This window comes from Bacillus sp. XT-2 (assembly GCF_025696525.1).
GTDB classification, from domain to species: domain Bacteria; phylum Bacillota; class Bacilli; order Bacillales; family Bacillaceae; genus Bacillus; species Bacillus halotolerans.
Genome location: NZ_JAHVOC010000002.1, coordinates 305,817 through 330,519, shown reverse-complemented (window position 1 = coordinate 330,519; position 24,703 = coordinate 305,817). Strand labels below are relative to the sequence as shown.

Sequence of the window (24,703 nt, the reverse complement as noted above, 5' to 3'; positions counted from 1 at the left end):
AACAATCTTTTTTTCTCATAATAGTAGAAACATAAAAAAAGGGGGAACCATTGTGGATGCAATGACAAATAAACGGCTGAGACTGACGCTCAAAACCGTTCGCGCCTTTATCTTTCTTGGGGCTTTCGCGTGCTTAGCGGCAGCTGCTGTGTTTATGACTGTCATTTTGATAGCCAAATACCAGGGCGCTCCCTCGGTTCAAGTGCCGCAATCCACGATTTTGTTTGCGAGCGACGGCTCTAAACTCGGGGAGACGAACTATGGCGAAAAACGCTATTGGGTCCCCTTAAAAGACATGAATCCGACGATTGTAAAAGCGACGGTGGCGATTGAAGACCAGAACTTCTATGATCACCATGGCTTTGATTATAAACGCATGGCCGGTGCGGCGCTGGCCGACTTAAAAGCGCTGGCCAAGGTTCAGGGCGCAAGCACCATTACCCAGCAATATGCGAGAAACCTGTATCTTGAACACGACAAAACGTGGAAACGCAAATGGAATGAGGCATTCTATACCATTCGTCTGGAACAAAACTATTCTAAGGACGAGATATTAGAAGGCTATTTAAATACGATATACTACGGCCACGGCGCCTATGGCATCGAAGCCGCGTCCCGCCTCTATTTCGGCAAGCATGCCAAAAACCTGACAGATGCGGAGGCGGCGCTTTTGGCCGGTATTCCGAAAGGCCCTTCCGGCTATTCGCCTTATGTCAATGAAACAAAGGCCAAGGATCGCCAAAAAACAATTGTGCGGATGATGGAAAAGCAGCAGATGATCAGCCGCAAAAAAGCGGACGAGCTGATCAAGGAGCCTCTTTCCTATCAACCGTTGAATAAACACGCCATCAGCAGAAAAGCGCCTTATTTCTATGATAATGCGATGAGAGACCTGGAAAAAAAACTCGGCATGACACGGGAGCAAATTGAAACGAGCGGGTTAAATGTGTATACAACCGTGAATAAACGGCTTCAGCGCATTGCCGAGGAAACCATTACCGAAACGGTTAACGCCGGTTCTGACATTCAAGTCGGATTTTCAGCCATTGATCCACGCACAGGAAACGTTCTCGCTCTTGTCGGCGGCAGAGATTATCAAAAAAGCCCGTTTGACCGGACGACACAGGCGAAACGCCAGCCAGCTTCGACAATCAAACCGTTACTGTATTATAAAGCGATTCAGAGCGGGTTTACGCCAGTGACACTGATGAAAAGTGAAGAAACCGAGTTTCAAATCGATGCAAAGGGAGAAACCTATTCTCCAAGCAACTATAACGGTTACTACGCAAACAAACCGATTACGCTTCTTCAGGCCCTGGCGCTGTCTGACAACATTTATGCTGTGAAAACCCATCTCTTTCTCGGAATGAACAAGCTCGTTCAGGCGGCAAAGGAATTTGGCATCACCGCGCAGCTCCAAGCGCTGCCATCCTTGGCCCTCGGCACGGAACCGGTGCGCCCGATTGAGATGGTCAACGCCTATGCCATGCTGGCAAATGGCGGAAAGAAAATCGAACCGACCTTTATCACAAGGGTGACTGATGCGGCCGGACATGTACTGTACGAAAGCCCGAATCAGCATAAACAAGTGCTGGATGAAAAAGCTGCCTTTGTAACCGCTAATATGATGACAGGCATGTTTGATACAGATTTAAACGGCTATACATCCGTGACAGGACGGACAATCGCGGATCGCCTGACTAGAACCTATGCGGGAAAATCAGGCACAACAAGCGCAGACAGCTGGATGATCGGCTTCAACCCGAAGCTGGCTGCGGGTGTATGGACGGGCTATGACAAAAACAGCACCATTGACTCAGTCGCAGAAAAAAACTACGCCAAAACCATTTGGGCGGAGTTTATGGAGGATGCGCTCAAAGGAGAACCAGAAACAGCCTTTAAACCGCCAAAAGGCGTGACCGGCGTCTACATCGATCCGGCAACAGGCTACTCCTCCGGCCCCGGCTGCGCAGCCAAGCATTACACGTATTTTGTGAAAGGCACAGAGCCAGCGAATGTGTGCTACGGCTCAGAGCCTGTCAAACAAACAAAAGACCAGCATCCAGTCAAGGAAAAGCCCGCCTCCCCGAAAAAGTGGTGGGACAAATGGCTGGGACGGAATCAGTAAAAAATAACCCGGCTGCTTGAATGCCGGGTTATTTAATATGGTTCTTCCATTATCCATGGGAGCAGCGTCACGCAGTCAAGCTGGAGAACGGGTTTCGGGAATCCTTCGGGGATAAAGCGGTCATCTCTCGGCACTTCAAATGATATATACCAGTTACGGTCCGGATCCCATTCTTTTTTCCCTTCTATAATACGTCCGACAATAAAATAGCTGGCCACATAAAGATGACGGTCACCCTCCTGTCCAAATTCATTAATATCGGTACAAACAGATGGCTGAAGACCAAAATCCTCAAACATTTGCGCCTTCTCACGCGGCAGTGTTTTCATTACTTCCCGGTCATTTTCACAAAGAAGACATTCGCACATATCCTCAATATCTTTCGCATACTGCCTTCTCGTTTCCTCCACGTCCGCTTCAATGACCCAATCACCAATCCTCATGGTTTGAAACACGATATCTCCCCTATCTGCTGTCAAAAAAAAATGAAAAACCCCGAGTCTTGGTTCGGCTCGGGATTTTCCATGTCCTATTTCTGTATCACCAGTTTACTCAATGTTCACAGAAAATAATTCAAATTTTCTAAAAGTTCACAGAAAGTTCACAAATTAATTTTCTTCTTGAAGCAGGCCATTTTTCAATTCATCAGAAGAGCGTTCCCACAGGCCTTGGTCATGGTTTTTCAAAAATTCGCCAAGCACTTGCTTCGAGCTGTCATCCATTTGATCAATGATAATGTTCCGTTTCATCGATTTATCCATCAGATTCACATGCTCCGGGAGCGATTTGTAGCCTCTTCTGATGCTTCTGTCGACCGTCAGTTCACAGGCTGTTACCCCTGCGTAATAAGGGCCCTCTTCTCTTCTGTCAATCGTCACCCACACAAGCCAGTATGGTTTTCCGTTTGGAACATCTTCTTTATTAGGCAGAAATTTAATGCCTTTTTCAACGACGCTGCGGGCGTGCATCGCGCCGATATCAACGAACGCTTCTTTTTCCTCTACATCAACGAATACAGGTGAAATATTATCCAGGCTGAGTGCGCCTACGCCAAAGCCGCCGTGTCCGTCTGTCGGATCACTTTTGATAATATTAAACCCGATTGATTTTTTCTTTTTTTCTTCCATGAGTTCTACCTCCTACAAAAGCGGTTGAAATATCGCTGAAAACAAATGTAAAATCGAATCTCTTCCGGCGTTGAGCAATGGCCAAAGCACGTAGGATCCGAGCGGTGTCACAAACAGTACCAAAAAGACGATAAAGCCGTAGCTTTCCGCTTGCGTCATCTTGGCACGCGCCCCCGGCGGGACTAGATCTTCAATAATACGATAGCCGTCGAGCGGCGGCAGCGGCAGCAGATTAAATAAAAACAGAACGAGGTTCAGCTGTATCCAGATTGAAAAGAACTGGTCCAGTCCTGTACTGAATGCCGCAAGCAGTTCCATTCCGTAAGCATGCATCAACACTAACAAAGAGAAACCGATAAACGCAAGAATCAGGTTACTGATCGGCCCGGCAATGGATACGAGTACGCCGGCCAGACGAGGTTTCTTAAAGAAACGGCGATTGACGGGAACAGGGCGAGCCCATCCAAAGCCGGCCACCAGGATCAAAATGGTCCCGAACGGATCAAGGTGTTTGATAGGATTCAGCGTCAGTCTTCCTTCTTTTTTCGCCGTATTGTCACCAAATTTATATGCGACATAGGCGTGAGCGAGTTCATGCATTGTAAACGAAACAATTAAGGTAATGACCAGATATGGCATTAGAGACAACGGGTAATATAAAAAACGGTCCAAGTGAGATGATCCCTCTTTCTAAAAATGCAAGAATTTACTTTATTCAGTATACTATAAGAAGCCTCTTTTCCTAAAGAGAGGAAACGATATAAAGGAGGATTCACACCTATGCCATACGTAACCGTCAAAATGCTTGAAGGCCGTACAGACGAGCAAAAACGCAATCTAGTTGAGAAAGTAACAGAGGCCGTGAAAGAAACGACCGGTGCCTCTGAAGAAAAAATTGTTGTCTTTATAGAAGAAATGAGAAAAGACCATTACGCGGTCGCAGGCAAACGCCTCAGCGATATGGAATAATCTGATATAAAGCCGGCGCTTCGCAAGCCGGCTTTTTCATCTCTATTTCGTCATTTTTTCAATAATAGCTAAAAACGCTGCCTTCTCTTCGGCAGTCAAACGTTCAAACATGCCGTCAATCAGCTGCTGGCGATTTTGAATCATCTGAAGAGCCGCTGCCTGCCCCGATTCAGAAAGCGTAATCCAAACGGTCCGGCGGTCATTGTTATTTCTGGATCTCTTAATAAACCCTTCCTGCTCTAAGTGATTCAGAGCGGTTGTGGTGGCAGACGGAGACAGCGTGACCTCTTTTAGAATGTCCTTTATGGTGCAGCTCCCGTGTCGATATATAATCCGCAGAATAAATCCTCTTACATTATTCACATGTTTCGGAACGGTGGCTTCATCTAATAGTTTCGTGCTTTTCAAATATTTTGTTAGTGCGTGATCCAGCAAATTTGCTTCCAGTTTGTCATGATCCATGTAGATTTCCCCATTTCGAGATGCATTCATAACATACGAACGATATGATTACTTATTATTTTACTGATACCAGATAGGGAAAGTCAAAAAAGCAAACAGCGAATTCGCAACTTTTCTCCTACATGCTTCGATTTTTCGCCTGTTCGACAATATTCTCTTTAAATACCTGAAAAGGAACTTGTTCACTCTTCTGATGTCCGAATTGACGGACGTTTACCGCCTTTTCACTCACTTCCTGATCCCCAAGCACCAGCATGTACGGGATTTTCTGCATCTGTGATTCTCTGATTTTGTAGCCAAGCTTTTCATTGCGTTCATCAATATTGACTCTTATCCCGAGCCGCTTTAGCTCAGACTGCACCTTTTCGCAGTAGTCCATATGAACGTGAGAAACCGGTATAATTTGGACCTGCACCGGCGCAAGCCAGACTGGAAAAGCTCCGCCAAAATGCTCGATCAGAATGCCGAAGAAACGGTCAATTGAGCCGAATACCGCTCTGTGAATGACGACGGGACGAACCTTTTCATTGTGCTCATTAATATATGTTAAATCAAATTTTTCCGGCATTTGAAAATCAAGCTGGATTGTGGCGCATTGGTGGCTCCGCTTCAGAGCGTCTTTAATATGAAAATCGATTTTCGCTCCGTAAAACGCTCCATCCCCTGCGTTTACTTCATAAGGAAGACCCAGATCCTCAAGGACGTGTTTCAAGGCGTTTTCAGACATTTCCCACACGCTGTCTTCACCTGATGAATCCTCCGGGCGAGTGGAAAGCTCAACCGTATACTCGAAACCGAATGTGCGGTATACCTCGTCAATCAGCCGAATGGCTTCTTTAATTTCACTCTCGATTTGATCCTCCCGAACAAAGATATGCGCGTCATCCTGGCAGAACGTCCGGACGCGGAGCATTCCGTTTAGAGCACCGCTGTATTCATGGCGGTGCACCTGGCCGAACTCCGCCATACGAATCGGCAGATCCCGATAGGAGTACAGGCTGTTTTTAAAGATGAGCATATGGCCGGGGCAGTTCATCGGCTTCATTGCAAATGCAGTCTGATCTACTTCCGAAAAATACATATTGTCGCGATAATGGTCCCAGTGCCCCGACTGCTCCCATAACCGCTGATTCATCATAAACGGCGTACGCACCTCGGCGTAGCCGGCATTTGTTTGCAGTTCACGCGAAAAGCGTTCCAGCTCATTGCGGACAATCTGCCCTTTTGGCAAATAAAACGGCATTCCCGGAGCTTCTTCCGAGAACATAAACAGCTCTAATTGTTTTCCCAGCTTGCGGTGATCCCGTTTCGCTGCTTCTTCCAGCATATGCAGATGCGCCTCGAGATCTTTTTTCTTTTGAAACGCAACACCGTACACCCGCTGAAGGACTTCATTTTGGCTGTCTCCTCGCCAATAAGCACCCGACACCCGTGTTAATTTGAACGCCTTGATCATTCCTGTTGAAGGAAGATGCGGCCCGCGGCAAAGGTCAACAAATTCTCCCTGCTGATACAGCGTCATTTTCTCCCCGCGCGGAATGTCTTTCAAAATTTCCAGCTTAAACGGCTCGCCTTTCTCTGCAAAAAGCGCTTCAGCCTCCTCGTAAGAAACCTCTATTCGCTTGATATCCATATTTTCGTTTATAATATGCTTCATCTCTTTTTCGATGGCCTCTAAATCTCCGGAAGTCAGACTCCGATCAAGCTTCATATCATAATAAAATCCGTCTTCAATGACAGGCCCTATCCCCAAGTACGCTTCGCCGTACAGCCGTTTCACTGCCTGAGCCAGCACATGCGCTGATGTATGGCGAAGCACCTGCAAGCCTTCTGGAGAATCCAGTGTGATAATTGAAAGCTCAGCATCTTCCTCCAGCTTGAAGCTGACATCAACGAGCCGGCCATTAACCTGTCCCGCTGCTGCTTTCTTTTCCAAACTGGAGCTGATGGACGCAGCCGCCTCTTTGACTGTAGTGCCTTTCGGATATTCCTTTACCTGTCCGTCCGGAAGCTGAATACTAACATGTTTACTCATTTCAAACACTCCTTATTAATTGTTGTATATAAAAAAACACACCCGTCCCTCTGTAAGGGACGAGTGTGTGATTAACCCGTGGTTCCACCCAAGTTCCCAACGAACTTTCATGTTCATCGGCTCGGTGCTGTAACGCAGCATAAACGGCATTGGATACTGATTGTTCCCCAACGCTGCTCCAAGGCGGTAAATGATATTCCTAAGCTGGGAAGCTCGCACCTTTTCTTCCCTCTCTGAAAACCGTAAATATCATTCATGTCCTTTTCATCGCATTTCTATATGTATATAAAAAAACACACCCGTCCCTCTTATAAGGGACGAGTGTGTGTGATTAACCCGTGGTTCCACCCAAGTTCCCAACGAACTTTCATGTTCATCGGCTCGGTGCTGTAACGCAGCATAAACGGCATTGGATACTGACTGTTCCCCAACGCTGCTCCAAGGCGGTAAATGATATTCCTAAGCTGGGAAGCTCGCACCTTTTCTTCCCTCTCTGAAAACCGTAAACATCATTCATGTCCTTTTCATCGCATATATTGACTCATATAAAAAAACACATCCATCCCTCACAAGGGACGAATGTGTTAAAATTCGTGGTTCCACCCAAATTCCCAACAAACATACATGTTCGTCGGCTCGGTGCTGTAACGCAGCATGACGGTATCAGATACTTAATTTCCCCGATACGGCTCAAAGGCGGTAAGCTGCTTTCTCTGCGTTAGGAAGGTTTCAGCTGGTCCTTCCCTCTCTGGAAACCGTAAAAAGCATCTCGTGTCCTTATCAGTGCCTGTTTGAATAATTTCATATATCTTACTATATATTCCTTGAAAAGACAATGGACGATTTTAAGATGATGCGGAAGCGGACGTTTCTTTATGAAAAGTCAGAAACCGCCACACAAGGAATGCGGCCAGACTGTATGCCGCGCCCATCATCAAAAACGTAAACCCAGCTCCGGTGTACCAAGTGGCGGACAGATGAATGACCACTCCGGAAACCGCTACGCCAACCAATGCCCCGATTTGCCGGTTGGCATTTAAAGCTGCTCCTGCGATATTGGCATGCTCCTGTCCCGCTGTCTTCATAATCACAGCCGTCATGGCAGGAACCGTAATGCCGACACCAAGATTCATGACAGATGTCAGAACCGCAAGCTGCCAGTAAGGCAAATCCGGAGAAACCATGACAAATAACAGCAATGCCATGATGCAGCTGACAGCCATTGAAACAAACATAAGAAGCCCCGCTTCAAAACGGTTCGCCAGCCGGGCAAACAGCAGATTTCCGACCACAAAGACAGCCATCATCGGCAATAGTTCGACTCCCGCTAAAAAGGAACTTGCGCCTCTTGCTTCCTGCAAAAATAGACTCAGCATAAACATACCGCCGAAAAGAGCAAAATTCAGCAAAAACCCAACGAACTGCGCTGCCGAGAAACGTCCATTCTTATATAATGACGCAGGAAGAATAGATGTTGCCGAAAAAATTTCTCTCAGAAGAAAAAGCACAAACGCCAAAACCGCCGCCGCGAAAGCACCGAGAATGGTGAGCGAACTCCAGCCTATTGAAGCGCCCTGTATCAGCGCAAATGAAAGAAATCCGAGAGCCGCCATTCCAAGCAGATGCCCTGTGATATTCACCCGGCTGCCTTTTCCCGGGAAACTGCTGAGCGTTCGATAGGCGCAAATAAGCGCCGCAACCCCTAATGGCACATTGATCAGAAAAATACTCTGCCACCCTGCCGCATTCACCAGAACACCGCCGATAAAAGGCCCCAGTCCGGAGGCGGCGGAGACGAGAGCGGCCCACAAGCCAAACATTTTGGCCCGAACCCGTTCATCGGGGTAAGAGGCAGCCAAAAGGCTGAGTGAACTCGGCATAAACAAAGCCGCGCCAAGTCCCTGCAACAGCCGACCTGCGATCAGCATTTGGCCATTTGCTGCTACAGCGCATAGACATGAGGCAAGAACAAAAACGCCCAAACCCAGCATATAAATGGTCTTTGAGCCGTAACGGTCAGCCAGCGCACCGCCGGCCAGCAGAAGCGAAGCAAATGTAAGCATGTACCCGTCTACAACCCACGTCACACCTGAAATTGAAAGGGAAAGAACGTTTTTCATATCAGCAATTGCAACATTCACCACGGTCACATCAAGCGTAGCCATCAGAAAACCGAGAGCGAGCACGATTAACACTGAGATGCCTGTTGATCCTGATTGATGTAAAGGCCCGCTGTTTTTCATTGCCATTGCCCTTTCAGCTGATGATGTATCCAATCATCGATTTTTTCGAGGTCATAAAGTTTACCGATTCTGTTCATGACACCCTGCAAGGTTTCTTCTTTCATGAGCGAAGCCCATTTATCCTCAATATCCCCCATTACCGTCTCCAGCACACAGGGATTTCCGCTCTCAAATACAGATGGCAAAAGGCCTTTTCCTTGATACATGGAACCTCTTCCTTCAACAGCTTGATAGACATCATAGAGGGTAATATCCGTCAATGGCTTCGTAATCGTAAAGCCTCCCTTCGTACCTGGTATGGACTCTGCCAAACCAGCCTGCACCAAAGTTCTCATCAGCTTTTTCAGATAAGACGGAGACATGTGCAAGCGCTGGCTGATCGCCTCTGATGTTAAAGAAGCCTGCACGGGCAGCCGTGACAGTAACAGCAGCACAGAAACTCCCTGCTCCATTCCCGATTTCATTTTCATTATGTTCCCTCCCGGTTCATTATGGATAACTATTATCCACAATAGATCCATTAGCAGGTTTTGTCAATAAAAAAAGCAAAAGAAACGATTCATTTCTTTTGCTTGATATGGTTAACAAATCTGCTTCAGCTCTTCTATGTATTGAAGCGCTTCGTCATATTCTTCATTGGTATACTTTTGCTTGCTTTTGATTGTAAATACCTTCTCTTTCTTTTCCTCAGCCTCAAGCCCGTCAAAGTAAAGAATCGTGGAGACCAACTCTAAAAACCGTGATGAACGGTTGTTTACACTGTCAATATAGTGCTTGATATCAGGCATATCAAGATCGGCGTGGTCTAAAAACGCGGAGCCCGTCTCTGTCAGCGAATAACGGTATTGAAAGTAGCCGCCCTTTTTTTCCTTTACCTCATGCAGGAATCCAAGGTTGCACAGCTCTTCAATTTGGAGCGTCAGTTCCTCCGAATACGGCCCGTAAAAGTGAAAATCATATTTCTCATAGAAAGGAAACTGCATTTTCTTCGCAATATAAATCATTTTTTGCAGCTTCTTTCGCCCGATGATTTCTCCAGAATCCGAGAACACCTTCATCAGTTTTGCATGTTCTTTCAACAAATTCCCGACATCTCCTTTTTCCTTCTTTACCAATTTCTATGTCAGTCCCAGCAGCTGCCGGATTTTCATTTTCGCTTCCGGGTGTTCAGAGCCGTCACAAATCAGGTCCTTCGGATAGTACAGCTTGTGGTCCGTCCGCCGCTTACCGGAGATGGATTCCACAATGGCCGACTGTCTGGACAGCTCTTTGATTTGACCGTTTTGCGTCAAGAGATGGATCGGCAAACGCTCCTCTTCCTCTCCTGGACGGTAAAAATCGTATGGCAGATCTGAAGAAGAATCCACGACCAAATAATAGCTCGGATCGATTCCAGCCTCTTTGAATAATGAGGTCAGCTCAAAATATGCCGACATCTCTTCATTCGGATTAAATTCAACGTATTGGAACAGCTGGCGGTTAATGAATCTGCGGCACAAATCGGATAAAATCGGGTCTTCTTCATCCTCCCATGCCTGGAAATAATACAAAATAATAGATTCATCCAGCCTCAAATAATCCTCCAGCGTCAGTTTCCCTTCAAAAATAGAATAGAAATGAACCGGAGCATGAGTGAACACATAACCTTCATCATGGAGCTGCTTCGCTCTGTGGAGAATCTTCGTTAAAATAACCTCCGCACTTCTCGTCACAGGGTGGAAATAGACCTGCCAGTACATTTGGTAGCGGCTCATAATATAGTCTTCTACAGCGTGCATTCCGCTTTGTTTAATGACGATTTGATCCTCACGCGGGCGCATCACCCGGAGAATCCGCTCCATGTCAAAATGGCCGTAGCTGACGCCCGTATAGTAAGCGTCGCGCTGCAGATAATCCATGCGGTCCGCGTCAATCTGACTCGAAATCAGGCTGACCACTTGTTTGTTTTTATATGTTTTGGCAATGACTTCAGCAACATCCTGCGGGAAACGCGGGCTCACCTTTCTGAGCACCTGATTAACCTCTGTGTCTCCCAAAATGATATCTCTTGTAAAATCTTCGTGGTCAAGATGAAAGACTTTTTCAAATGAATGCGAGAACGGCCCGTGCCCGAGATCATGAAGCAGCGCCGCGGACAAGCAGAGTTCGCGCTCACTGTCATCCCATTCAGGACGGCCTTTAAAGACATCATCAACCATTCTCCTGACAATTTCGTAGACACCGAGAGAATGGTTGAACCGGCTGTGCTCAGCGCCATGGAACGTCAAATACGTCGTGCCGAGCTGCTTGATTCTGCGGAGACGCTGAAATTCGCGGGTTCCGATCAGATCCCATATCAGCTTGTCCCGTACATGAACATAGCGGTGCACCGGATCTTTAAACACTTTTTCTTCTGATAATTTTCCATTTGGATACGCCATCGTCATTCCCTCTTTTTTTTAGCCGTGTTTCTATTATATCGACTCTATTCTTTGAAAACATCCTTGAATTTGTCCGGCGATTTGTTCCATCTTTCCGAAAATCACATGATGTGAAGCAAAAAAGCCTGACCAGAGGGCCGAGGCTATGAAAAAATATGTTTTTACTTTTTTAATTTCTTTTTCACTTTGTCAATCAGCTCATCCTCTGTCGGAGCTGACAGCGGGCGATTGTTTACAAAAGCAAACGATTTTTTCCGTCCGGGCCCGCAATAAGATTGGCACCCTACCTCAACCTTTGCGTCCGGGTCTACTTCTTTTAAACGCGGCAGCAATGTTTTGATATTAGTGGCTTGGCAATCATCACACACTCGAAATTCATTAGCCATGACGTACGCTTCCCTTCATTTCTATGTTCATCTATGTTTTAAACCTAAAATCGCTTTGTCGAAAAAATCACATCACTCCTCATTGTACAAGGATTCGACTGTTCCTGCAAGCCGGTTCAGCCTCCGTATCTCCTATTCTTCCAGCCAATTTGTATAAATATTTTCCAATCTGGACATTCTAATATCATGAAAAGAAAAATGGGAGTTGAGATAAATGACAAAACAGCGCCAGGACGCTTGGTCAGAAGAAAATGATTTGCTTTTAGCCGAAACTGTGCTTCGGCATGTAAGAGAAGGCAGCACTCAGCTGAATGCCTTTGAAGAGGTCGGCGATAAATTAAATCGGACGTCCGCAGCCTGCGGATTCAGATGGAACGCGGTGGTGCGCCATCAATATGAAAAAGCGCTTCAGCTTGCAAAAAAACAGCGAAAACAGCGCATGAGAGCCCTCGGAAACGGGCAGCCAGCGAAGAAAAGACTGCTATATCAGCCTCCTGCGGTTGATCCCGAAACAATTCAAGAAACTGCAGTGCAGGAGGAGCAGGTGAAACCTGAAACCCCGACTGCCGAAAATGAGAAGCAGGCTTTGATGTCAGGCGAGCACATGCCTTTTGTGGATGACAGCTTTAAGGAAGAGTTAGCTAGTCTATCACACTTATTGTCTCCTCAAACGTCTGCGCCTGAGATGACGATGAATGATGTCATCAGATTCCTGCAGAATTACGAAGGCAATCATGAGCAATCCTCAGCTTTAAAAATGGAAAATGAGCGTTTAAAGAAAGAAAATCAAGAATTACAAAGCAAAACAGAACAGCTGGAAGCAGAAGTTCAAAAACTTGAAAAAGATCAAAAAACGATCCAGGAAGATTATGAAACCTTGGTAAAAATCATGAATAGAGCCAGAAAACTAGTTTTATTTGAAGATGATGAACATGCCTCTCCGTCCTTCAAAATGGACCGGAACGGAAATTTAGAAAAAATGGCGGAATAGCTTTTAAAAACCCCAAAACGATGTCCTGTTTTGGGGTTTTGCCATTAAAAAATCCCCTTTTCCTTTTAGAAAAGAGGATTTTCTGTTTTTGCGGCGGCTCCGTTATTCTTGTAAAATGAGCCCAAGCTTATGCTAATCTATTAAGACACATGAGCCGCTTCAGCTGGCTTTTGCTTGCGAGGCGCCCCTGAAATGACCAGAAGCCCTAACATCATCAGCACGATGCCGAGCCATGAGGAAAGAGAAAGCATTTCACCTATGAAAAACACACCCAGCAATGAGGCGGTCAGCGGCTCAGCCAGGGACAGTGTAACCGCTGCCGAAGCCGGAACGCCGGTGAGCCCTTTTGCAAACAAAAAGTAGGCCGCGCATGTCGCAATTACCCCGATATAAAGGCTCGTTCCCCATCCTTTTGGGGTCAGCATCCAAGAGAGATCCGACTGCCACAATAGCGGCATCAGCAATATGGCGCTGAGCATAAAGACAACAGCTGAGGTAGCTCTCGGCGGCTGTGTTTTCATCATTGATTTACTGATCAAGGTATAACCCGCAAAAGATGCACCTGCTCCAATCGCCATGAGAACCCCTGACACATCAATCCGAACATTGGAGCCGTCTGAAAACAGGAGCCAGCATCCCGCCAAAGCCAATACAGTTGCAATCCACCAGGAATTTCGCGGACGTTTTTTCAAAACGGCCCACTCTAAGCTCCCGGCAATAATAGGCGCACTGCCGATGGCAATCACTGTCCCAACCGCAATCCCTGTTTCTTTTACGGCGGTGAAAAAAAGCGGCTGATAACAGGCCATACAAATCGCTGCTAAAAACACGGGCGGCCAAGACCAATTTTTCACGTGAAGCTCTCGGCTGATCCAGACCACAAGAAGCATGGCGCTGCCGCCTACCAATAATCTGACCGCTCCGAATGCCAGCGGAGTGGCGCTTTCTGGAGCCAGCGCCTGAACAGTGCCGGTTGTTCCCCAGAAAAAAGCCGCGATCAGCACAAACAGGCTGTAAACATTCCCTTTCATTTGCCTCTCCCCTTTGTATGCAGATGCTGCTGTTATTTTATCGCTTTTTTTGCTGTAATTGTTTTCTGTTTATAAGAAAGATTTATCTAAAGACAAGATGATAGCGAAAAAAAGCATGCCAGCCGTATCGGCTGACATGCAAGAGACGTTCATCCAAACACCTTTTCATTCCGTTCTGCCATCCGGACAAGATTTTTCTCAAATTCCAATTCCTCGTCAATGGACAGTCCGGCTGAGTAGAGGTGGGTGCTTAACGCTTTTAATTCCGTAAGCAAAGCAAGCATTAAATCCTGTACGGAGATATCGGTATGCAGAAGCTCACTTAACGATGCCATGGTTTCCGGACGTATATCCGGGTAGACGCCTTTTTTGTCGTTCTGTTTATCCTTCAGGGCGGCTTGATAGAATCGTCTGATCAGATCTGCCCTCTCGCTGCCGCTTTTATCTGCACAGAGATAAATTTGAACGGCTGCACCGCCGCGAAGACGTCTTTGAGAAATGCCGGCGAACTTTTTGCCGTCAATGCTGAGATCATAGCTGCCTGGACAATAGGAGCCCTCAATTTCATAGGCTTCAATCTTTGCCCCGTACGGCTTAAGCATCCGTTTCATCAGTTCCACCATTGCTTCGTATCCTCTGTCTATATCGATGCCCTTCTTTTGGTCCTCGAATATGAGAGAAATATTTAAAACGCCTTCATCCAAAACAACAGCAAGACCGCCGGAATTGCGGACGATGACGCGGTATCCCTCATTTTCCAGCAGGGCAATGCCGTCCTGCAAAAACGGGAGCCGCGTATCCTGAATACCGAGGACAATCGTGTCGTGGTGAACCCAAGAGCGTGCTGTCGCCGGCGACACGCCTTTTCCTACAGAGGCGCACAGCGTATCGTCCATAGCGAAGGATTGCTTCGCGTCAAATAAAGGGCCGAGACTGGATTGGTCAATGACTCTCCATGTCGGCTGCATCAGTAAATCAATCGGTTGGTTTGCCATCTATGTAAAACCCTTTCATGTTAGGCTTATGAACGAAAACTATTATATCATTTCACCCGTGATGATTGAAAATTGCTTTTCAGCATCGTAATGAAAATTTCTTTATTTTTTGTATTCTCCATGAGAGGAGAATGAATATAAGACAGCTTGCGCTTTAATGAGAAATCTTTAATGTGGAGAATTGAAATGTCACGGTGGATCAAATCCTTATGCAGCACGCTTCTTGATAAGACCGATAAACCCATGCCGCTGATCACCGCTTCTTTTACACCTTGATTGCTGCTGATCGTGAACATCGACTTCGGCCGCAGTCCGTTCGTGCTGAGCACATGATCGAGATATTCCCTTGTGCCGGAGCCTTTTTCCCTTGTCACCCACGCTTCATTTTGCAAATCGCTGATTGAAATGTCTCTTTTTCCGGCAAGCGGATGCTGGTTTGGCGCTGCGATGCACATTTCATCCTCCATAAACGGTTCAATTTCCAGTTCATTCTCGTCCGTATGTCCTTCAATCAGCCCGATATCAGCCTGAAGCATTCGGACACGTTCGCTTACCTCCTTTGTATTGCCAATCATGACGTCCAGATTCAGCTCAGGATACAGCTTTTGCAGCTGGGCAAGAAGCGGCGGAAGAATATACTCTCCGATTGTAAAACTGGCGGCTATTTTCAATTCACCTTTTACATAATGATGGTGCGCGTAAATTTCAGCCTTGGCCTGCTCGTAGAGAAATACCATTTGCTTTGCCCTTTGATACAAAATGTCCCCTGTCGGTGTTGTCGTAAAATGCTTCGGCGACCGATTCAGCAGAGCCGTTTGAAATTCTTTTTCAAGATTTTTAATATGCAGACTGACGCTGGGCTGGGAAATCATCAGCTTTTCTGCTGCTTTTGTGAAGTTTTTTTCTTCCACCACCGCGATAAAGGTTTTCAACACGTCGTAATACAAAGGCCCCACCCCTGTCATGAATAAGATTTATAATGATGATCAGTTTTCTTTATTTTACTCATATCATCTGTCCTGGTAAAGAAGGCGCAAAAAAAGCAGCCCTCTGCGAGAGAGCTGCCATCGCTTTTCTTACAGTGCTTGTGCCGCTGTAATTAATGCAAGATTGTAAACATCTTCAGCGTTACAACCTCTTGAAAGATCGTTAACAGGCATATTTAAGCCTTGCAGGATTGGTCCTACAGCTTCAAAGTTGCCTAAACGCTGAGCAATTTTGTAGCCGATGTTTCCTGCTTCCAAGCTTGGGAATACGAATACGTTCGCGTCTCCTTTGATCTCGGAATCCGGCGCTTTTTTCTCAGCTACAGATGGAACGAATGCAGCGTCAAATTGGAATTCGCCGTCAAGCGTTAATTCAGGCGCTTTTTCTTTCGCGATTTTCACAGCATCCGCTACTTTTTCTGTTTCATCAGATTTTGCTGAGCCTTTTGTAGAGAAGCTGAGCATTGCTACGCGAGGATCAATGTCGAACATTTTTGCCGTATTGGCGCTTTCGATTGCGATTTCTGCAAGATCTTGGCTGTCAGGTGCAATGTTGATCGCACAATCTGCGAATACGTACTGCTCATCGCCGCGTGCCATGATGAAGACGCCTGAAGTCTTTTTCACGCCTTCTTTTGTTTTGATGATTTGAAGAGCCGGACGGACAGTGTCGGCAGTTGAATGAGCCGCTCCGCTCACAAGACCCGCTGCAAGGCCTTTGTACACAAGCATTGTGCCGAAGTAGTTCTCGTCTAAGAGCGCTTTTCGAGCCTGTTCTTCTGTTGCTTTGCCTTTGCGGCGTTCTACGAATGCCTGTACAAGATCTTCCATGCCTTCATATGTATGAGGATCATAAATATCAACGCCGTCAAGCGTCACATTCAGTTCTTTTGCTTTTGCTTGGATCTCATTTTCATTGCCGATCACAATTGGATTCAGCACTTTATTTTCTGCAAGCTTGCTGACCGCAACTAAAATACGTTCGTCCAAGCCTTCAGGAAATACAATTTTAACGCCTTTTCCAGCTACTTTTTCTTGCACTGTTGAAAATAAATCTGCCACAATAAACCCTCCTCAAAAAGTTACAAAAACGCTTTCTTTTACTAGCATACTCTTCTTCCAGTCAAATTCAAACAGCCAACTTTTATTATAGCGCTTTCATCAAAAAATCTTATTTTTCTAACTAATTTAAGCAACTGATTCTTTCCTTATATGTTCTCTTATTTTTGAGGAGATATACGAATCGGATGTTCAAGGTTTCTCCACAGTAGAATCGGATAAACTATGATATAGTGAAGGCATTAACGAAAAGATAATAGGAGTGAAGATAAATGAGTGAACAGCAAATGACAAATGAAGCGGCAAAAACGCTGGACGGCTGGTATGCGCTTCATGATTTCCGCACAATGGACTGGACTTCCTGGAAGCTGCTGTCAAGTGATGAGCGCCAGTCTATCATTCATGAATTTACAGGATTGCTTGAAAAATGGGGAGTCGCCCAAAAAGAAGGGAAAGGCTCGCAAACCCTTTACAGCATCGTTGGCCAAAAAGCTGATTTTATGCTGATGATTCTTCGCCCTACAATGGAAGAATTAAATGAAATTGAGCTTGAATTCAACAAATCAAGACTTGCTGAGTTCACCATTCCGGCTTACTCCTACGTGTCAGTTGTTGAACTGAGCAACTATTTGGCGAGCGGCGACGGCGACCCGTATGAAAATCCGCATGTACGTGCGCGCCTTTACCCTGAACTGCCGGAATCAAAATATGTATGCTTCTATCCAATGGATAAAAGAAGATCCGGCAATGACAACTGGTACATGCTTTCTATGGAAGAACGAAGAAACTTGATGAGAAGCCACGGTTTAATCGGACGCAGCTATGCTGGCAAAGTGAAACAGATCATCACAGGTTCAGTCGGCTTTGACGATTACGAATGGGGCGTTACGCTGTTCAGTGATGATGTGCTTCAATTCAAAAAGCTTGTATATGAAATGCGTTTTGACGAAGTCAGCGCGCGCTACGGCGAATTTGGCTCGTTCTTTGTGGGCAACCGCCTTTCGCTTGATACACTTCCTCAATTCCTATATGTATAATTTCTCCTCCCGCCGCAGCTGGCGGGAGTTTTTTGATTCCTATTTGTCAGAATTTAAATAAAATTTGCTATTTTCTCCGTTTTTTTTTACGATGTAGATAATAATCCAATTTTTTCAAAGGGGTGCAGTTATTTGTCAAAACGAACCGCATTTATTATGGGAGCAAGTCAAGGAATCGGAAAAGCAATTGCTCTGAAATTAGCAGACCAGCATTTTACCGTCGTCATCAATTCGCGAGTCTTGGACAATATTGAACCTGTCAAAGAAGACATTTTGGCCAAGCATCCTGAAGCGAGTGTCATTGTCCTTGCGGGTGATATGTCTGACCAGCAAACGAGAGAGGAGATTTTTAAAGAAATTGAATCTCAATGCGGACGGCTTGATGTTCTGATTAACAATATCCCGGGCGGTGCGCCTGACACATTTGATAACTGTAATATAGAGGATATGACGGCCACGTTCACACAGAAAACCGTTGCCTATATTGACGCTATCAAGCGTGCCGCCTCTCTGATGAAACAAAACGAGTTTGGCAGAATCATCAACATTGTCGGAAATCTGTGGAAAGAACCCGGCGCCAATATGTTTACAAACAGCATGATGAATGCCGCTTTAATTAACGCCAGTAAAAATATTTCCATTCAGCTTGCTCCTCACAATATTACTGTCAACTGCCTGAATCCTGGTTTTATCGCTACAGACCGTTACCATCAATTTGTGAAGAATGTGATGGAAAAGAACAGCATATCCAAACAAGAAGCCGTAGAACAGATTGCTTCTGGCATCCCGATGAAACGGGTCGGATCAGCCGAAGAAACCGCAGCGCTCGCCGCGTTTCTCGCTTCCGAGGAAGCCTCCTATATCACCGGGCAGCAAATTTCTGCTGACGGCGGCAGCATGAAAAGCATATAAAAAAATCCCGCTTTTTAGCGGGATACTTCTTCTAATGAGGCAAACGGCAGGTTCAGCTTTTGAATCCGCATGACAAATTCCCGCAGATCCTCCTGCTTCGATACCATTGATATTCTGACATGACGTTTTCCGTTGCTGCCGAAAATCTCGCCCGGCGTTACGACAACATGGGCCTGCTCCAGCAGGTAGTCAGAGAATTGATGAGAAGACTCAAACATTTTTGGAATTTCAGCCCATACATAAAATGTTCCTTTAGGTTTTTCTATCTTCCAGCCCAGTTCTTTTTCACAAAGCTCCGTAAAAAAGTCAATCCGTTCCGCATAGATGCGTTTCAAGCGATCTGTTTGTTCCGGATCTCCTGACAGCGCCGCACTGGCCGCCTGCTGCAGTCCGCCGAACATGCCGACAAAGACGTGATCCTGAAATTCATTGACCGCTTGAATGATCTTTTCATTTCCGACGGCAAACGCCATTCTCCAGCCGGCCATGTTAAATGTTTTTGAAAACGAATAAAGCTCCGCGCCCACAGTTTTTGAGTCCTCCGCCTGCAGGAAGCTGGCCGGTTTTTTATCAAACTCAAATGCGCCGTACGCAAAGTCATGGATCAAATGAATCTGGTGCTCTTTTGCAAATGCGGCCGCTTTTGCATAAAAAGCCGCATCCGCCACAGCTCCCGTCGGGTTATTCGGATAGTTCAAAAACATCAGCTTCGCTTTTTGTAACACAGCGGAATCTATTTTCTCAAAGTCAGGCAGATAGCCGTTTTCTGCGTGCAGCGGCATTTCGTGCAGCTCTGCTCTTGCCATTGTAATACCCGAAAGGTATTCAGGATAGCCCGGGTTCGGGACCAAAGCGATATCTCCCGGATTGAGCAGGCATTGTGTCAAAACATACAAGCCTGCTTTTCCCCCGCCAAAGAGCGCCACTTCTGTTTCAGGATTGATTGTCACTCCGTATTCTCTTTTATAGAAAGCGGCAATCGCTTCCTTCAGAAAGGGATAGCCTCTGAATGGCCCATACCCGTGGAAAGAAGGGTTCACAGCCGCCTCCTGCAATGCCTGCACGATATGCGGCGGAGTAGGAAGGTCAGGGTTCCCCTGTCCAAGATTAATGACTTGCGCCCCCGTTTTTTCCATTTCTTTTACCTTTTGAAAAACGAGAGAAAATTCTTGCCTTGGAAGTGTCTTGATGACGTCGGACGGTGTTATTTCCATCTGAAAGACTCCTTATAAGTGAATTTGCTCAGTTTTTTTATCCCGTTCCAAAAAAGACTTGTTCACCAGCTTTGTATGCAAAAACAAACCGCTTACCATGATAACAATCAGCCCCATGATGACAGGAGCCTCTAATACGTTGATAAGCATGGAACCAATCGAAATGCACAAGCCAATAGACGCTTCAGCCACCGAAAAAATACGCCCTTGAATCTGGTTCGCCGCGTTTTCCTGAACTTTAACCTTTGCAAGCACTTCCCCATATTCCATGGCGATGAAAAAGAGAATGGCAGCAATGACAGATACAGCAAAAATGGGCGTGAATAAAAACAGCGCCAGCGAGACGATTGATAAAATGGTAAAGTACATCAAGCCTTTATTGTTGTTAAAGCCCCACTTGCTGACAAGCGCAGCTCCGATGAAACCGCCGAAGCCGATGCAGAAGGTAAGGATAAAGTTGCCGATCTCCCCGTCACCCAAAAAGCGGCTGACAATCGGAAAATAGCTGTACACGATCCCCCAAAGCATTGCCATCGTAATCATCGTAAACATGGCGTTTAACACGAATGAATTGGTTTTGATTTCCTTCAGCCCTTCTTTAAAAGACTGAAAGGCTTCTTTTATATTTTCAGACTGAATCGGGACAAATTGCAGCTTAATTCGCCTGATAAAAAACGCTGAAACCAGGTATGTCACACCGTTAAAGGCAACAGCCATCTCTACAGACCCGGCTAACAGGAATAACCCTCCGGCGGCCGCCCCGACAATGATAGAAATGGTCGTGGCTTTAGCGAATAAGGTATTGATATTTTTAATATCTGATTCCAGAGAAGACATGACCGCGAGACGCGCCGGATTAAAAAATACGCCGCTCCCGTAAGAGACAAACAGCAGGGCCAGAAAAACCAGCGGATACTCGCCTTTTGGGAGAAAGGTGAGCCCCAAAAAGATGATGCCCCTGATGACATCCGTCCACAGCATAATTTTAATTCTGTCCAATCGGTCAACGAGCACCCCTAAAAACGGCTGAAACACCATCGGAATGCTTCTGACCGCGATGACTCCCGACGTCACCCAATAATCGTGATAATATGTAGACAAAATGAGCAGGGCCGGGAGAACACAATAGTCTCCCATAAACGAAAGCGCCTGCCCGTAAAGCAAGTATTTAGAATTTGGCTTTAACTGTTTCATACCGGCAGCACATACTTCGCAGTCAGCTTTGCATGCTGCTGGATGTGTTTAATTGAATCGGCTACATCCTGGGAATTGCTTCCTTTCAGTTCAAATGCGGCAATGGAATTGAAGGCTTCAAACAGGCGCAAATCAACAGACGTACCTGGTGCCGCAGCCGAGAAAGAAACAAGTTCCGTATCTCCTTTCAGCAGCCCATCCGGAATGTTGATGGATTCAATGATCATATCCTCCGCCGCTTCAGGAAGCTGCCCGTTTTGTTTGAAATGCTCCGGGTACAAATGACAGTCGGCGATATAGCAAGGTTCTTGCTCCAGCAATCCATCCGGAAGATCGGCGTCTTTTCCGAAACAGAGAACATCCAGCAATAATTGCGCCATGTCGACGCCGAAGACCTTTTTAATATTCGGAATCATATTCCATCCGGCGAACCTGGCCGCAGACTCTATTAAACCGGCTTCTCTATTTTTCATTAACTTGATTTCTGTATGTGTCGCGCAGTTTTCCAGCCCAAGCCCTTCATTTGCTTTTTTGGCCGCTTCAATAATGATCTTTTTCGCTTCATCATCCAAGATGGACGGCGTGATATGCGATGTTTCCGTAAACCCGATTTGCGGTGTTTTGTCATGAATCGCGACTGGAAAATATTCTCCGTCCGCCATGATCCCTTCTATGCTGATATAGTCGGAGTATCCCTCGGTTTGATACCAGTCCGGGTATTCACCCTGTAAAAACTCCTCCGCAATAAACGGGGCTTCAAACGTAACCGCCTTCGGCACATTAATGGATTTCAGGTAGTCATTCACTCTGTTAAACTCGGCTTCTGCTGTTTTGGTGTCCGTAATCAGCGTCACGCCGATTGAACTCGCCAAGTATGTCGGTTTTAAGATGAGCGGCGTGCCGATCTCTTTCAGCGCGGAGCGGAAATCTTCAAGGGTTGTGACCCGTTTGTTTTTGATTGTTTTGACCCCGGCTTTATTAAACGCTGCCCTCATTTTATTTTTATCTCTGGCATTTTCGGCAGCTTGCACACCCGCTCCTCTTAAGCCGAGACGTTTACAGGCTTTCGCCATCGGAGCGATGAATAATTCATTGTTTGTTGTGATGGCTTCCGCTCCAAACATTTCGGCAACCTTGACGATTTGCTCGACTACCTCTTCTTCGGGTTTGTCATGATCCTCATGCGCCCAGTAAATGGAATCGGGATGCTCGAAATCTGTGATACTCTGAAAATAATCTTTATCCTTTATGACCGCGACCGAGTATTTTTCAATAAGTGCCGCATGGGAAGCTGTAATGGCAAATGGTCTCGGAATAAAGCTGACCAGGTTATATTTTTCAGCAGCGCTTTGATAAAACATATGCGGCGGGCAGCCTCCAAGATCAGCGATAACCAAAACTGTTTTTCTCTCCATATGTAAAACACTCCTTCTCTCTCTATTGTGCGGTATATCCTCCGTCTGCGGTGATGGCGCTTCCGGTCATGTAGCTTGATAAATCAGAGGCTAAAAACAGCATAACGTTTGCTATTTCTTCAGGTTTTCCGAGTTTTAGCATCGGATTCACCTTCGCCTTTTCTTTCTTGATTTCTTCAAGTGTGCCTTCATTATTTTCCATAAAGGATTTCTCATTTAACGGCGTATCAATAATCCCCGGACATACACAATTAACGCGGATTTGATGTTTGGCGTAATCAACAGCCATTGACCTTGTCAGCTGCAACACGCCGCCTTTGCTGGCGTTATATGCCGGGATATCAGGCCATGCCACGACTCCGCCGACAGAGCACGTATTAATGATATTGCCCTTGCCGGCAGCCAGCATATGCTTGAGTGCGTGCTTGCTCATTAAAAACATGCCCGTCAGATTGACTTGGAGCACCTTATTCCAATCGCTCAGCTCCATCTCATGAATAGGCGCCACGATTTCGATCCCCGCATTATTAATTAAAATATCTAATCCTCCGAATGTATTGATTGCCGATTGAACAGCGTGCTGGCAGGCAGCTTCGTCTGTTATATCTGTTTGCACAAAGTGCAGCCGGTCATTATTTTCTTGCCGGACCATTACTTCTCCCTGTGCTGCATCAATATCCGCCACAACCACATTTGCCTGCTGGTTCAAAAAAGCTTGAACCGCGGCATAGCCGATGCCTGATGCGCCTCCTGTTATGAGGACGGTTTTATCAATGAGGTTCATTATGATTCATCCGCCTTTATCTTTTTCATTTTTGCTCTGTTGTAGCGCGGCGGAAAGAAGATGTTAATGGATTGAGATTCTTTTTCAGAACGGTTGATGGCACCGTGGTCTTCACGAGGTTCACAGAAATAGGCGGTGCCGAATGTCATATCCACTGTGCAGCCTTCAACGGTCATATCATATCCGCCGCCGATGCAGATGCCGATTTGTTCATTGCGATGTTTATGGAAAGGCATTTCGCCGCCGTTTCCAGGAATCTTGGCCAGCATAATTTCTATCCAATCCTCAACAAAGAACGTGACTTCCATGCCAGGCAATAAATCTCTCGTTTTGAAAATATTCAAAAAGTAGTCTTCAGGACTTGTATACGTTTCATCAGCTTTATACCGTTTAATATCAATGGCAATGACTTCTTGGTCTGTTTCATTTCTTGCTCCGTGAGGCACATGCGGCGGCGCAATATATGCCGATTCCAAGGCTGTCATTTTTTTTGTGACGTCTCCGACAGTCATGGACAGCTCGCCTGAAACGACCATGCCGATTTGGACTTCCTTGTGCTGATGCGGTTCAACGTTCGTATGCGGCGGAACGTAAGACATTAGCACTTCAGTATCGCCGCGGACGGTGGAATACTGTCTCACTCCGTTCTCCCACTCTATTAATTTTGGTGTCGGGAAATAAATCTCCTTCACATCTTGTTCAGTTTTCATAATCAACGTCTCCTTTTCCGAATAATGACCAGCTCATAGGAATGCTTTTAAATGTCTTAACAAACTTGAGCCCGTATTTTTGTCTTGCCAGTTCATTGGTTAAAGCAATGTCAGAAAGACCTTCTTTTACTTTTTTTGCTGCGGCGCTGGTTGAGTTGACCAGCTCGAACCTGACGTCTTTCCGGGTAAAATATTTAATTAAATTGATAGGTGATGGGTGTGAAACAATAATAGATGTGTCAAGCATGTCGTCGCTGAATGTGAAATCAGGACGGACAGCCAGGCCGTACATCGGTGTATCGCACCTGAAGATTTGCAAAAGCTGCAAATCCGGCCTCATGTAGAAATGTTTAATGCCGTCATAAGCATGTGGAACGATGGTGTATTCCAGCGGGCTTTGAAGAGTCCTTTCGATGCATGATTCAAATGTATCATGCAAAGATAATTTACTGTTTAGCCCTTGGAGAAGAGTAAAATTAGAGATGAAATGTTTTGCTGCGTACTCACTGCTTGTCCCTTCTGGGCCGAGCGTGTTGACTGTAATCAGTTTTGATATTGAATAAGCTTTGTTTTTTGTCTGAATGCTATTATCCAATATAATCATG

General features: G+C 45.9%; 25 protein-coding genes, 1 pseudogene and 1 other annotated feature. Of the genes and pseudogenes, 5 read left to right on the top strand and 21 right to left on the bottom strand.

Translation table 11 applies throughout. The features are described 5' to 3' along the window. Positions 1–52 precede the first annotated feature (52 nt). Entirely contained in the window at positions 53–2,128 is a 2,076-nt protein-coding gene (locus tag KXD37_RS07725) for a transglycosylase domain-containing protein (protein WP_263463463.1), read from the top strand. A gap of 32 nt (positions 2,129–2,160) precedes the next feature. Here the strand turns inward: KXD37_RS07725 and KXD37_RS07720 are convergent, their stop codons facing one another. From KXD37_RS07720 to KXD37_RS07710, 3 genes are all read right to left on the bottom strand, one after another. Then, entirely contained in the window at positions 2,161–2,583 is a 423-nt protein-coding gene (locus KXD37_RS07720; protein WP_263463462.1) for a hypothetical protein, read from the bottom strand. 153 nt (positions 2,584–2,736) lie between these two features. Further along, positions 2,737–3,255 (bottom strand): YwhD family protein, encoded by a 519-nt coding sequence (locus KXD37_RS07715; protein ID WP_263463461.1) that lies wholly within the window; start codon positions 3,253–3,255, stop codon positions 2,737–2,739. Between the two features lie 12 nt (positions 3,256–3,267). Continuing rightward, entirely contained in the window at positions 3,268–3,927 is a 660-nt protein-coding gene (locus tag KXD37_RS07710; RefSeq protein WP_069486773.1) for a site-2 protease family protein, read from the bottom strand. Positions 3,928–4,035: 108 nt separating this feature from the next. Between KXD37_RS07710 and KXD37_RS07705 the strand changes: the two genes are divergently transcribed. Then, positions 4,036–4,224 carry a 2-hydroxymuconate tautomerase gene (locus tag KXD37_RS07705; RefSeq protein WP_003222038.1) on the top strand — a complete coding sequence of 63 codons (189 nt, stop codon included), beginning with the start codon at positions 4,036–4,038 and terminating at the stop codon, positions 4,222–4,224. A 42-nt stretch (positions 4,225–4,266) separates the two neighbouring features. Here KXD37_RS07705 and KXD37_RS07700 read toward each other — a convergent pair whose 3' ends face one another. The 8 genes and pseudogenes from KXD37_RS07700 to KXD37_RS07665 form a co-directional block, all read right to left on the bottom strand. Next, complete coding sequence (locus tag KXD37_RS07700) at positions 4,267–4,686, bottom strand: MarR family transcriptional regulator (protein WP_024123229.1); 420 nt, start codon at positions 4,684–4,686, stop codon at positions 4,267–4,269. Between the two features lie 118 nt (positions 4,687–4,804). Then, on the bottom strand, positions 4,805–6,721 hold the full coding sequence (gene thrS, locus KXD37_RS07695) for a threonine--tRNA ligase (RefSeq protein WP_151174594.1): 1,917 nt from the start codon (positions 6,719–6,721) through the stop codon (positions 4,805–4,807). Between the two features lie 52 nt (positions 6,722–6,773). Next, positions 6,774–6,998, bottom strand: a binding site (T-box leader). A 397-nt stretch (positions 6,999–7,395) separates the two neighbouring features. Then, positions 7,396–7,489, bottom strand: a pseudogene (locus KXD37_RS07690) (hypothetical protein); the annotation flags it as partial. Positions 7,490–7,566: 77 nt separating this feature from the next. Beyond that, the gene (locus tag KXD37_RS07685) at positions 7,567–8,964 is read right to left on the bottom strand and encodes an MFS transporter (protein ID WP_151174595.1); all 1,398 of its coding nucleotides are present in this window, start codon (positions 8,962–8,964) and stop codon (positions 7,567–7,569) included. After that, positions 8,961–9,434, bottom strand: coding sequence for an Rrf2 family transcriptional regulator (locus KXD37_RS07680; RefSeq protein ID WP_106019741.1), 474 nt, complete (start codon positions 9,432–9,434; stop codon positions 8,961–8,963). Before KXD37_RS07680 ends, KXD37_RS07685 begins: the two co-directional genes overlap by 4 nt. A 111-nt stretch (positions 9,435–9,545) precedes the next feature. After that, a complete protein-coding gene (locus KXD37_RS07675) occupies positions 9,546–10,046 on the bottom strand; it encodes a YwgA family protein (protein WP_024123233.1) in 501 nt (166 codons plus the stop codon). A 36-nt stretch (positions 10,047–10,082) separates the two neighbouring features. Continuing rightward, positions 10,083–11,384 (bottom strand): HD domain-containing protein, encoded by a 1,302-nt coding sequence (locus KXD37_RS07670; RefSeq protein ID WP_059335166.1) that lies wholly within the window; start codon positions 11,382–11,384, stop codon positions 10,083–10,085. Positions 11,385–11,545: 161 nt separating this feature from the next. Then, positions 11,546–11,770: a DUF1450 domain-containing protein gene (locus KXD37_RS07665; protein WP_024123235.1), complete on the bottom strand. Its 225-nt coding sequence runs from the start codon at positions 11,768–11,770 to the stop codon at positions 11,546–11,548. A gap of 214 nt (positions 11,771–11,984) precedes the next feature. Here KXD37_RS07665 and zapB point away from each other — a divergent pair, with 214 nt between their 5' ends. Continuing rightward, positions 11,985–12,761: a cell division protein ZapB gene (zapB, locus tag KXD37_RS07660; RefSeq protein ID WP_024123236.1), complete on the top strand. Its 777-nt coding sequence runs from the start codon at positions 11,985–11,987 to the stop codon at positions 12,759–12,761. 140 nt (positions 12,762–12,901) lie between these two features. Here the strand turns inward: zapB and KXD37_RS07655 are convergent, their stop codons facing one another. The 4 genes from KXD37_RS07655 to pta all read right to left on the bottom strand — a co-directional run bounded on the left by KXD37_RS07655 (position 12,902) and on the right by pta (position 16,835). Next, entirely contained in the window at positions 12,902–13,792 is an 891-nt protein-coding gene (locus tag KXD37_RS07655) for a carboxylate/amino acid/amine transporter (protein WP_095712780.1), read from the bottom strand. 149 nt (positions 13,793–13,941) lie between these two features. Continuing rightward, positions 13,942–14,787, bottom strand: coding sequence for a biotin/lipoate A/B protein ligase family protein (locus KXD37_RS07650; protein WP_024123239.1), 846 nt, complete (start codon positions 14,785–14,787; stop codon positions 13,942–13,944). 47 nt (positions 14,788–14,834) lie between these two features. Beyond that, complete coding sequence (gene cysL, locus KXD37_RS07645; protein ID WP_106019742.1) at positions 14,835–15,734, bottom strand: cysJI operon transcriptional regulator CysL; 900 nt, start codon at positions 15,732–15,734, stop codon at positions 14,835–14,837. Between the two features lie 129 nt (positions 15,735–15,863). Beyond that, positions 15,864–16,835: a phosphate acetyltransferase gene (gene pta / locus KXD37_RS07640; RefSeq protein ID WP_095712778.1), complete on the bottom strand. Its 972-nt coding sequence runs from the start codon at positions 16,833–16,835 to the stop codon at positions 15,864–15,866. Between the two features lie 269 nt (positions 16,836–17,104). Between pta and hemQ the strand changes: the two genes are divergently transcribed. Continuing rightward, positions 17,105–17,869 (top strand): hydrogen peroxide-dependent heme synthase, encoded by a 765-nt coding sequence (hemQ, locus tag KXD37_RS07635; protein WP_003235942.1) that lies wholly within the window; start codon positions 17,105–17,107, stop codon positions 17,867–17,869. 132 nt (positions 17,870–18,001) lie between these two features. After that, positions 18,002–18,781: an NADPH-dependent reductase BacG gene (gene bacG, locus KXD37_RS07630; RefSeq protein ID WP_105954423.1), complete on the top strand. Its 780-nt coding sequence runs from the start codon at positions 18,002–18,004 to the stop codon at positions 18,779–18,781. A 14-nt stretch (positions 18,782–18,795) separates the two neighbouring features. Here the strand turns inward: bacG and KXD37_RS07625 are convergent, their stop codons facing one another. From KXD37_RS07625 to KXD37_RS07600, 6 genes are read right to left on the bottom strand one after another with little or no spacing between them, the layout of a single operon-like run. Next, positions 18,796–19,995, bottom strand: a complete 1,200-nt coding sequence (locus tag KXD37_RS07625) for a pyridoxal phosphate-dependent aminotransferase (protein WP_263463460.1) — start codon at positions 19,993–19,995, stop codon at positions 18,796–18,798. Between the two features lie 12 nt (positions 19,996–20,007). Further along, positions 20,008–21,189 carry a bacilysin exporter BacE gene (gene bacE / locus KXD37_RS07620; RefSeq protein ID WP_024123244.1) on the bottom strand — a complete coding sequence of 394 codons (1,182 nt, stop codon included), beginning with the start codon at positions 21,187–21,189 and terminating at the stop codon, positions 20,008–20,010. Next, the gene (locus KXD37_RS07615; protein WP_095712776.1) at positions 21,186–22,604 is read right to left on the bottom strand and encodes an acetyl-CoA carboxylase biotin carboxylase subunit family protein; all 1,419 of its coding nucleotides are present in this window, start codon (positions 22,602–22,604) and stop codon (positions 21,186–21,188) included. The genes bacE and KXD37_RS07615 overlap by 4 nt, the downstream gene beginning before the upstream one ends. 22 nt (positions 22,605–22,626) lie before the next feature. Then, positions 22,627–23,388 (bottom strand): dihydroanticapsin 7-dehydrogenase, encoded by a 762-nt coding sequence (gene bacC / locus KXD37_RS07610; RefSeq protein WP_024123246.1) that lies wholly within the window; start codon positions 23,386–23,388, stop codon positions 22,627–22,629. Further along, positions 23,388–24,098, bottom strand: a complete 711-nt coding sequence (locus KXD37_RS07605) for a cupin domain-containing protein (RefSeq protein WP_106019744.1) — start codon at positions 24,096–24,098, stop codon at positions 23,388–23,390. The genes bacC and KXD37_RS07605 overlap by 1 nt, the downstream gene beginning before the upstream one ends. Next, positions 24,088–24,702, bottom strand: coding sequence for a bacilysin biosynthesis protein BacA (locus KXD37_RS07600; protein ID WP_095712765.1), 615 nt, complete (start codon positions 24,700–24,702; stop codon positions 24,088–24,090). The genes KXD37_RS07605 and KXD37_RS07600 overlap by 11 nt, the downstream gene beginning before the upstream one ends. Position 24,703 lies beyond the last annotated feature (1 nt).

Excerpts from the sequence above, each read along its gene's own strand:
- KXD37_RS07715 (WP_263463461.1), bottom strand. The coding sequence starts at position 3,255 with ATGGAAGAAAAAAAGAAAAAATCAATCGGGTTTAATATTATCAAAAGT.
- KXD37_RS07705 (WP_003222038.1), top strand. The coding sequence starts at position 4,036 with ATGCCATACGTAACCGTCAAAATGCTTGAAGGCCGTACAGACGAGCAA.
- KXD37_RS07700 (WP_024123229.1), bottom strand. The coding sequence starts at position 4,686 with ATGGATCATGACAAACTGGAAGCAAATTTGCTGGATCACGCACTAACA.
- thrS (WP_151174594.1), bottom strand. The coding sequence starts at position 6,721 with ATGAGTAAACATGTTAGTATTCAGCTTCCGGACGGACAGGTAAAGGAA.
- KXD37_RS07685 (WP_151174595.1), bottom strand. The coding sequence starts at position 8,964 with ATGAAAAACAGCGGGCCTTTACATCAATCAGGATCAACAGGCATCTCA.
- KXD37_RS07680 (WP_106019741.1), bottom strand. The coding sequence starts at position 9,434 with ATGAAAATGAAATCGGGAATGGAGCAGGGAGTTTCTGTGCTGCTGTTA.
- KXD37_RS07670 (WP_059335166.1), bottom strand. The coding sequence starts at position 11,384 with ATGGCGTATCCAAATGGAAAATTATCAGAAGAAAAAGTGTTTAAAGAT.
- KXD37_RS07665 (WP_024123235.1), bottom strand. The coding sequence starts at position 11,770 with ATGGCTAATGAATTTCGAGTGTGTGATGATTGCCAAGCCACTAATATC.
- zapB (WP_024123236.1), top strand. The coding sequence starts at position 11,985 with ATGACAAAACAGCGCCAGGACGCTTGGTCAGAAGAAAATGATTTGCTT.
- KXD37_RS07655 (WP_095712780.1), bottom strand. The coding sequence starts at position 13,792 with ATGAAAGGGAATGTTTACAGCCTGTTTGTGCTGATCGCGGCTTTTTTC.
- KXD37_RS07650 (WP_024123239.1), bottom strand. The coding sequence starts at position 14,787 with ATGGCAAACCAACCGATTGATTTACTGATGCAGCCGACATGGAGAGTC.
- hemQ (WP_003235942.1), top strand. The coding sequence starts at position 17,105 with ATGAGTGAACAGCAAATGACAAATGAAGCGGCAAAAACGCTGGACGGC.
- KXD37_RS07625 (WP_263463460.1), bottom strand. The coding sequence starts at position 19,995 with ATGGAAATAACACCGTCCGACGTCATCAAGACACTTCCAAGGCAAGAA.
- bacE (WP_024123244.1), bottom strand. The coding sequence starts at position 21,189 with ATGAAACAGTTAAAGCCAAATTCTAAATACTTGCTTTACGGGCAGGCG.
- KXD37_RS07615 (WP_095712776.1), bottom strand. The coding sequence starts at position 22,604 with ATGGAGAGAAAAACAGTTTTGGTTATCGCTGATCTTGGAGGCTGCCCG.
- bacC (WP_024123246.1), bottom strand. The coding sequence starts at position 23,388 with ATGAACCTCATTGATAAAACCGTCCTCATAACAGGAGGCGCATCAGGC.
- KXD37_RS07605 (WP_106019744.1), bottom strand. The coding sequence starts at position 24,098 with ATGAAAACTGAACAAGATGTGAAGGAGATTTATTTCCCGACACCAAAA.
- KXD37_RS07600 (WP_095712765.1), bottom strand. The coding sequence starts at position 24,702 with ATGATTATATTGGATAATAGCATTCAGACAAAAAACAAAGCTTATTCA.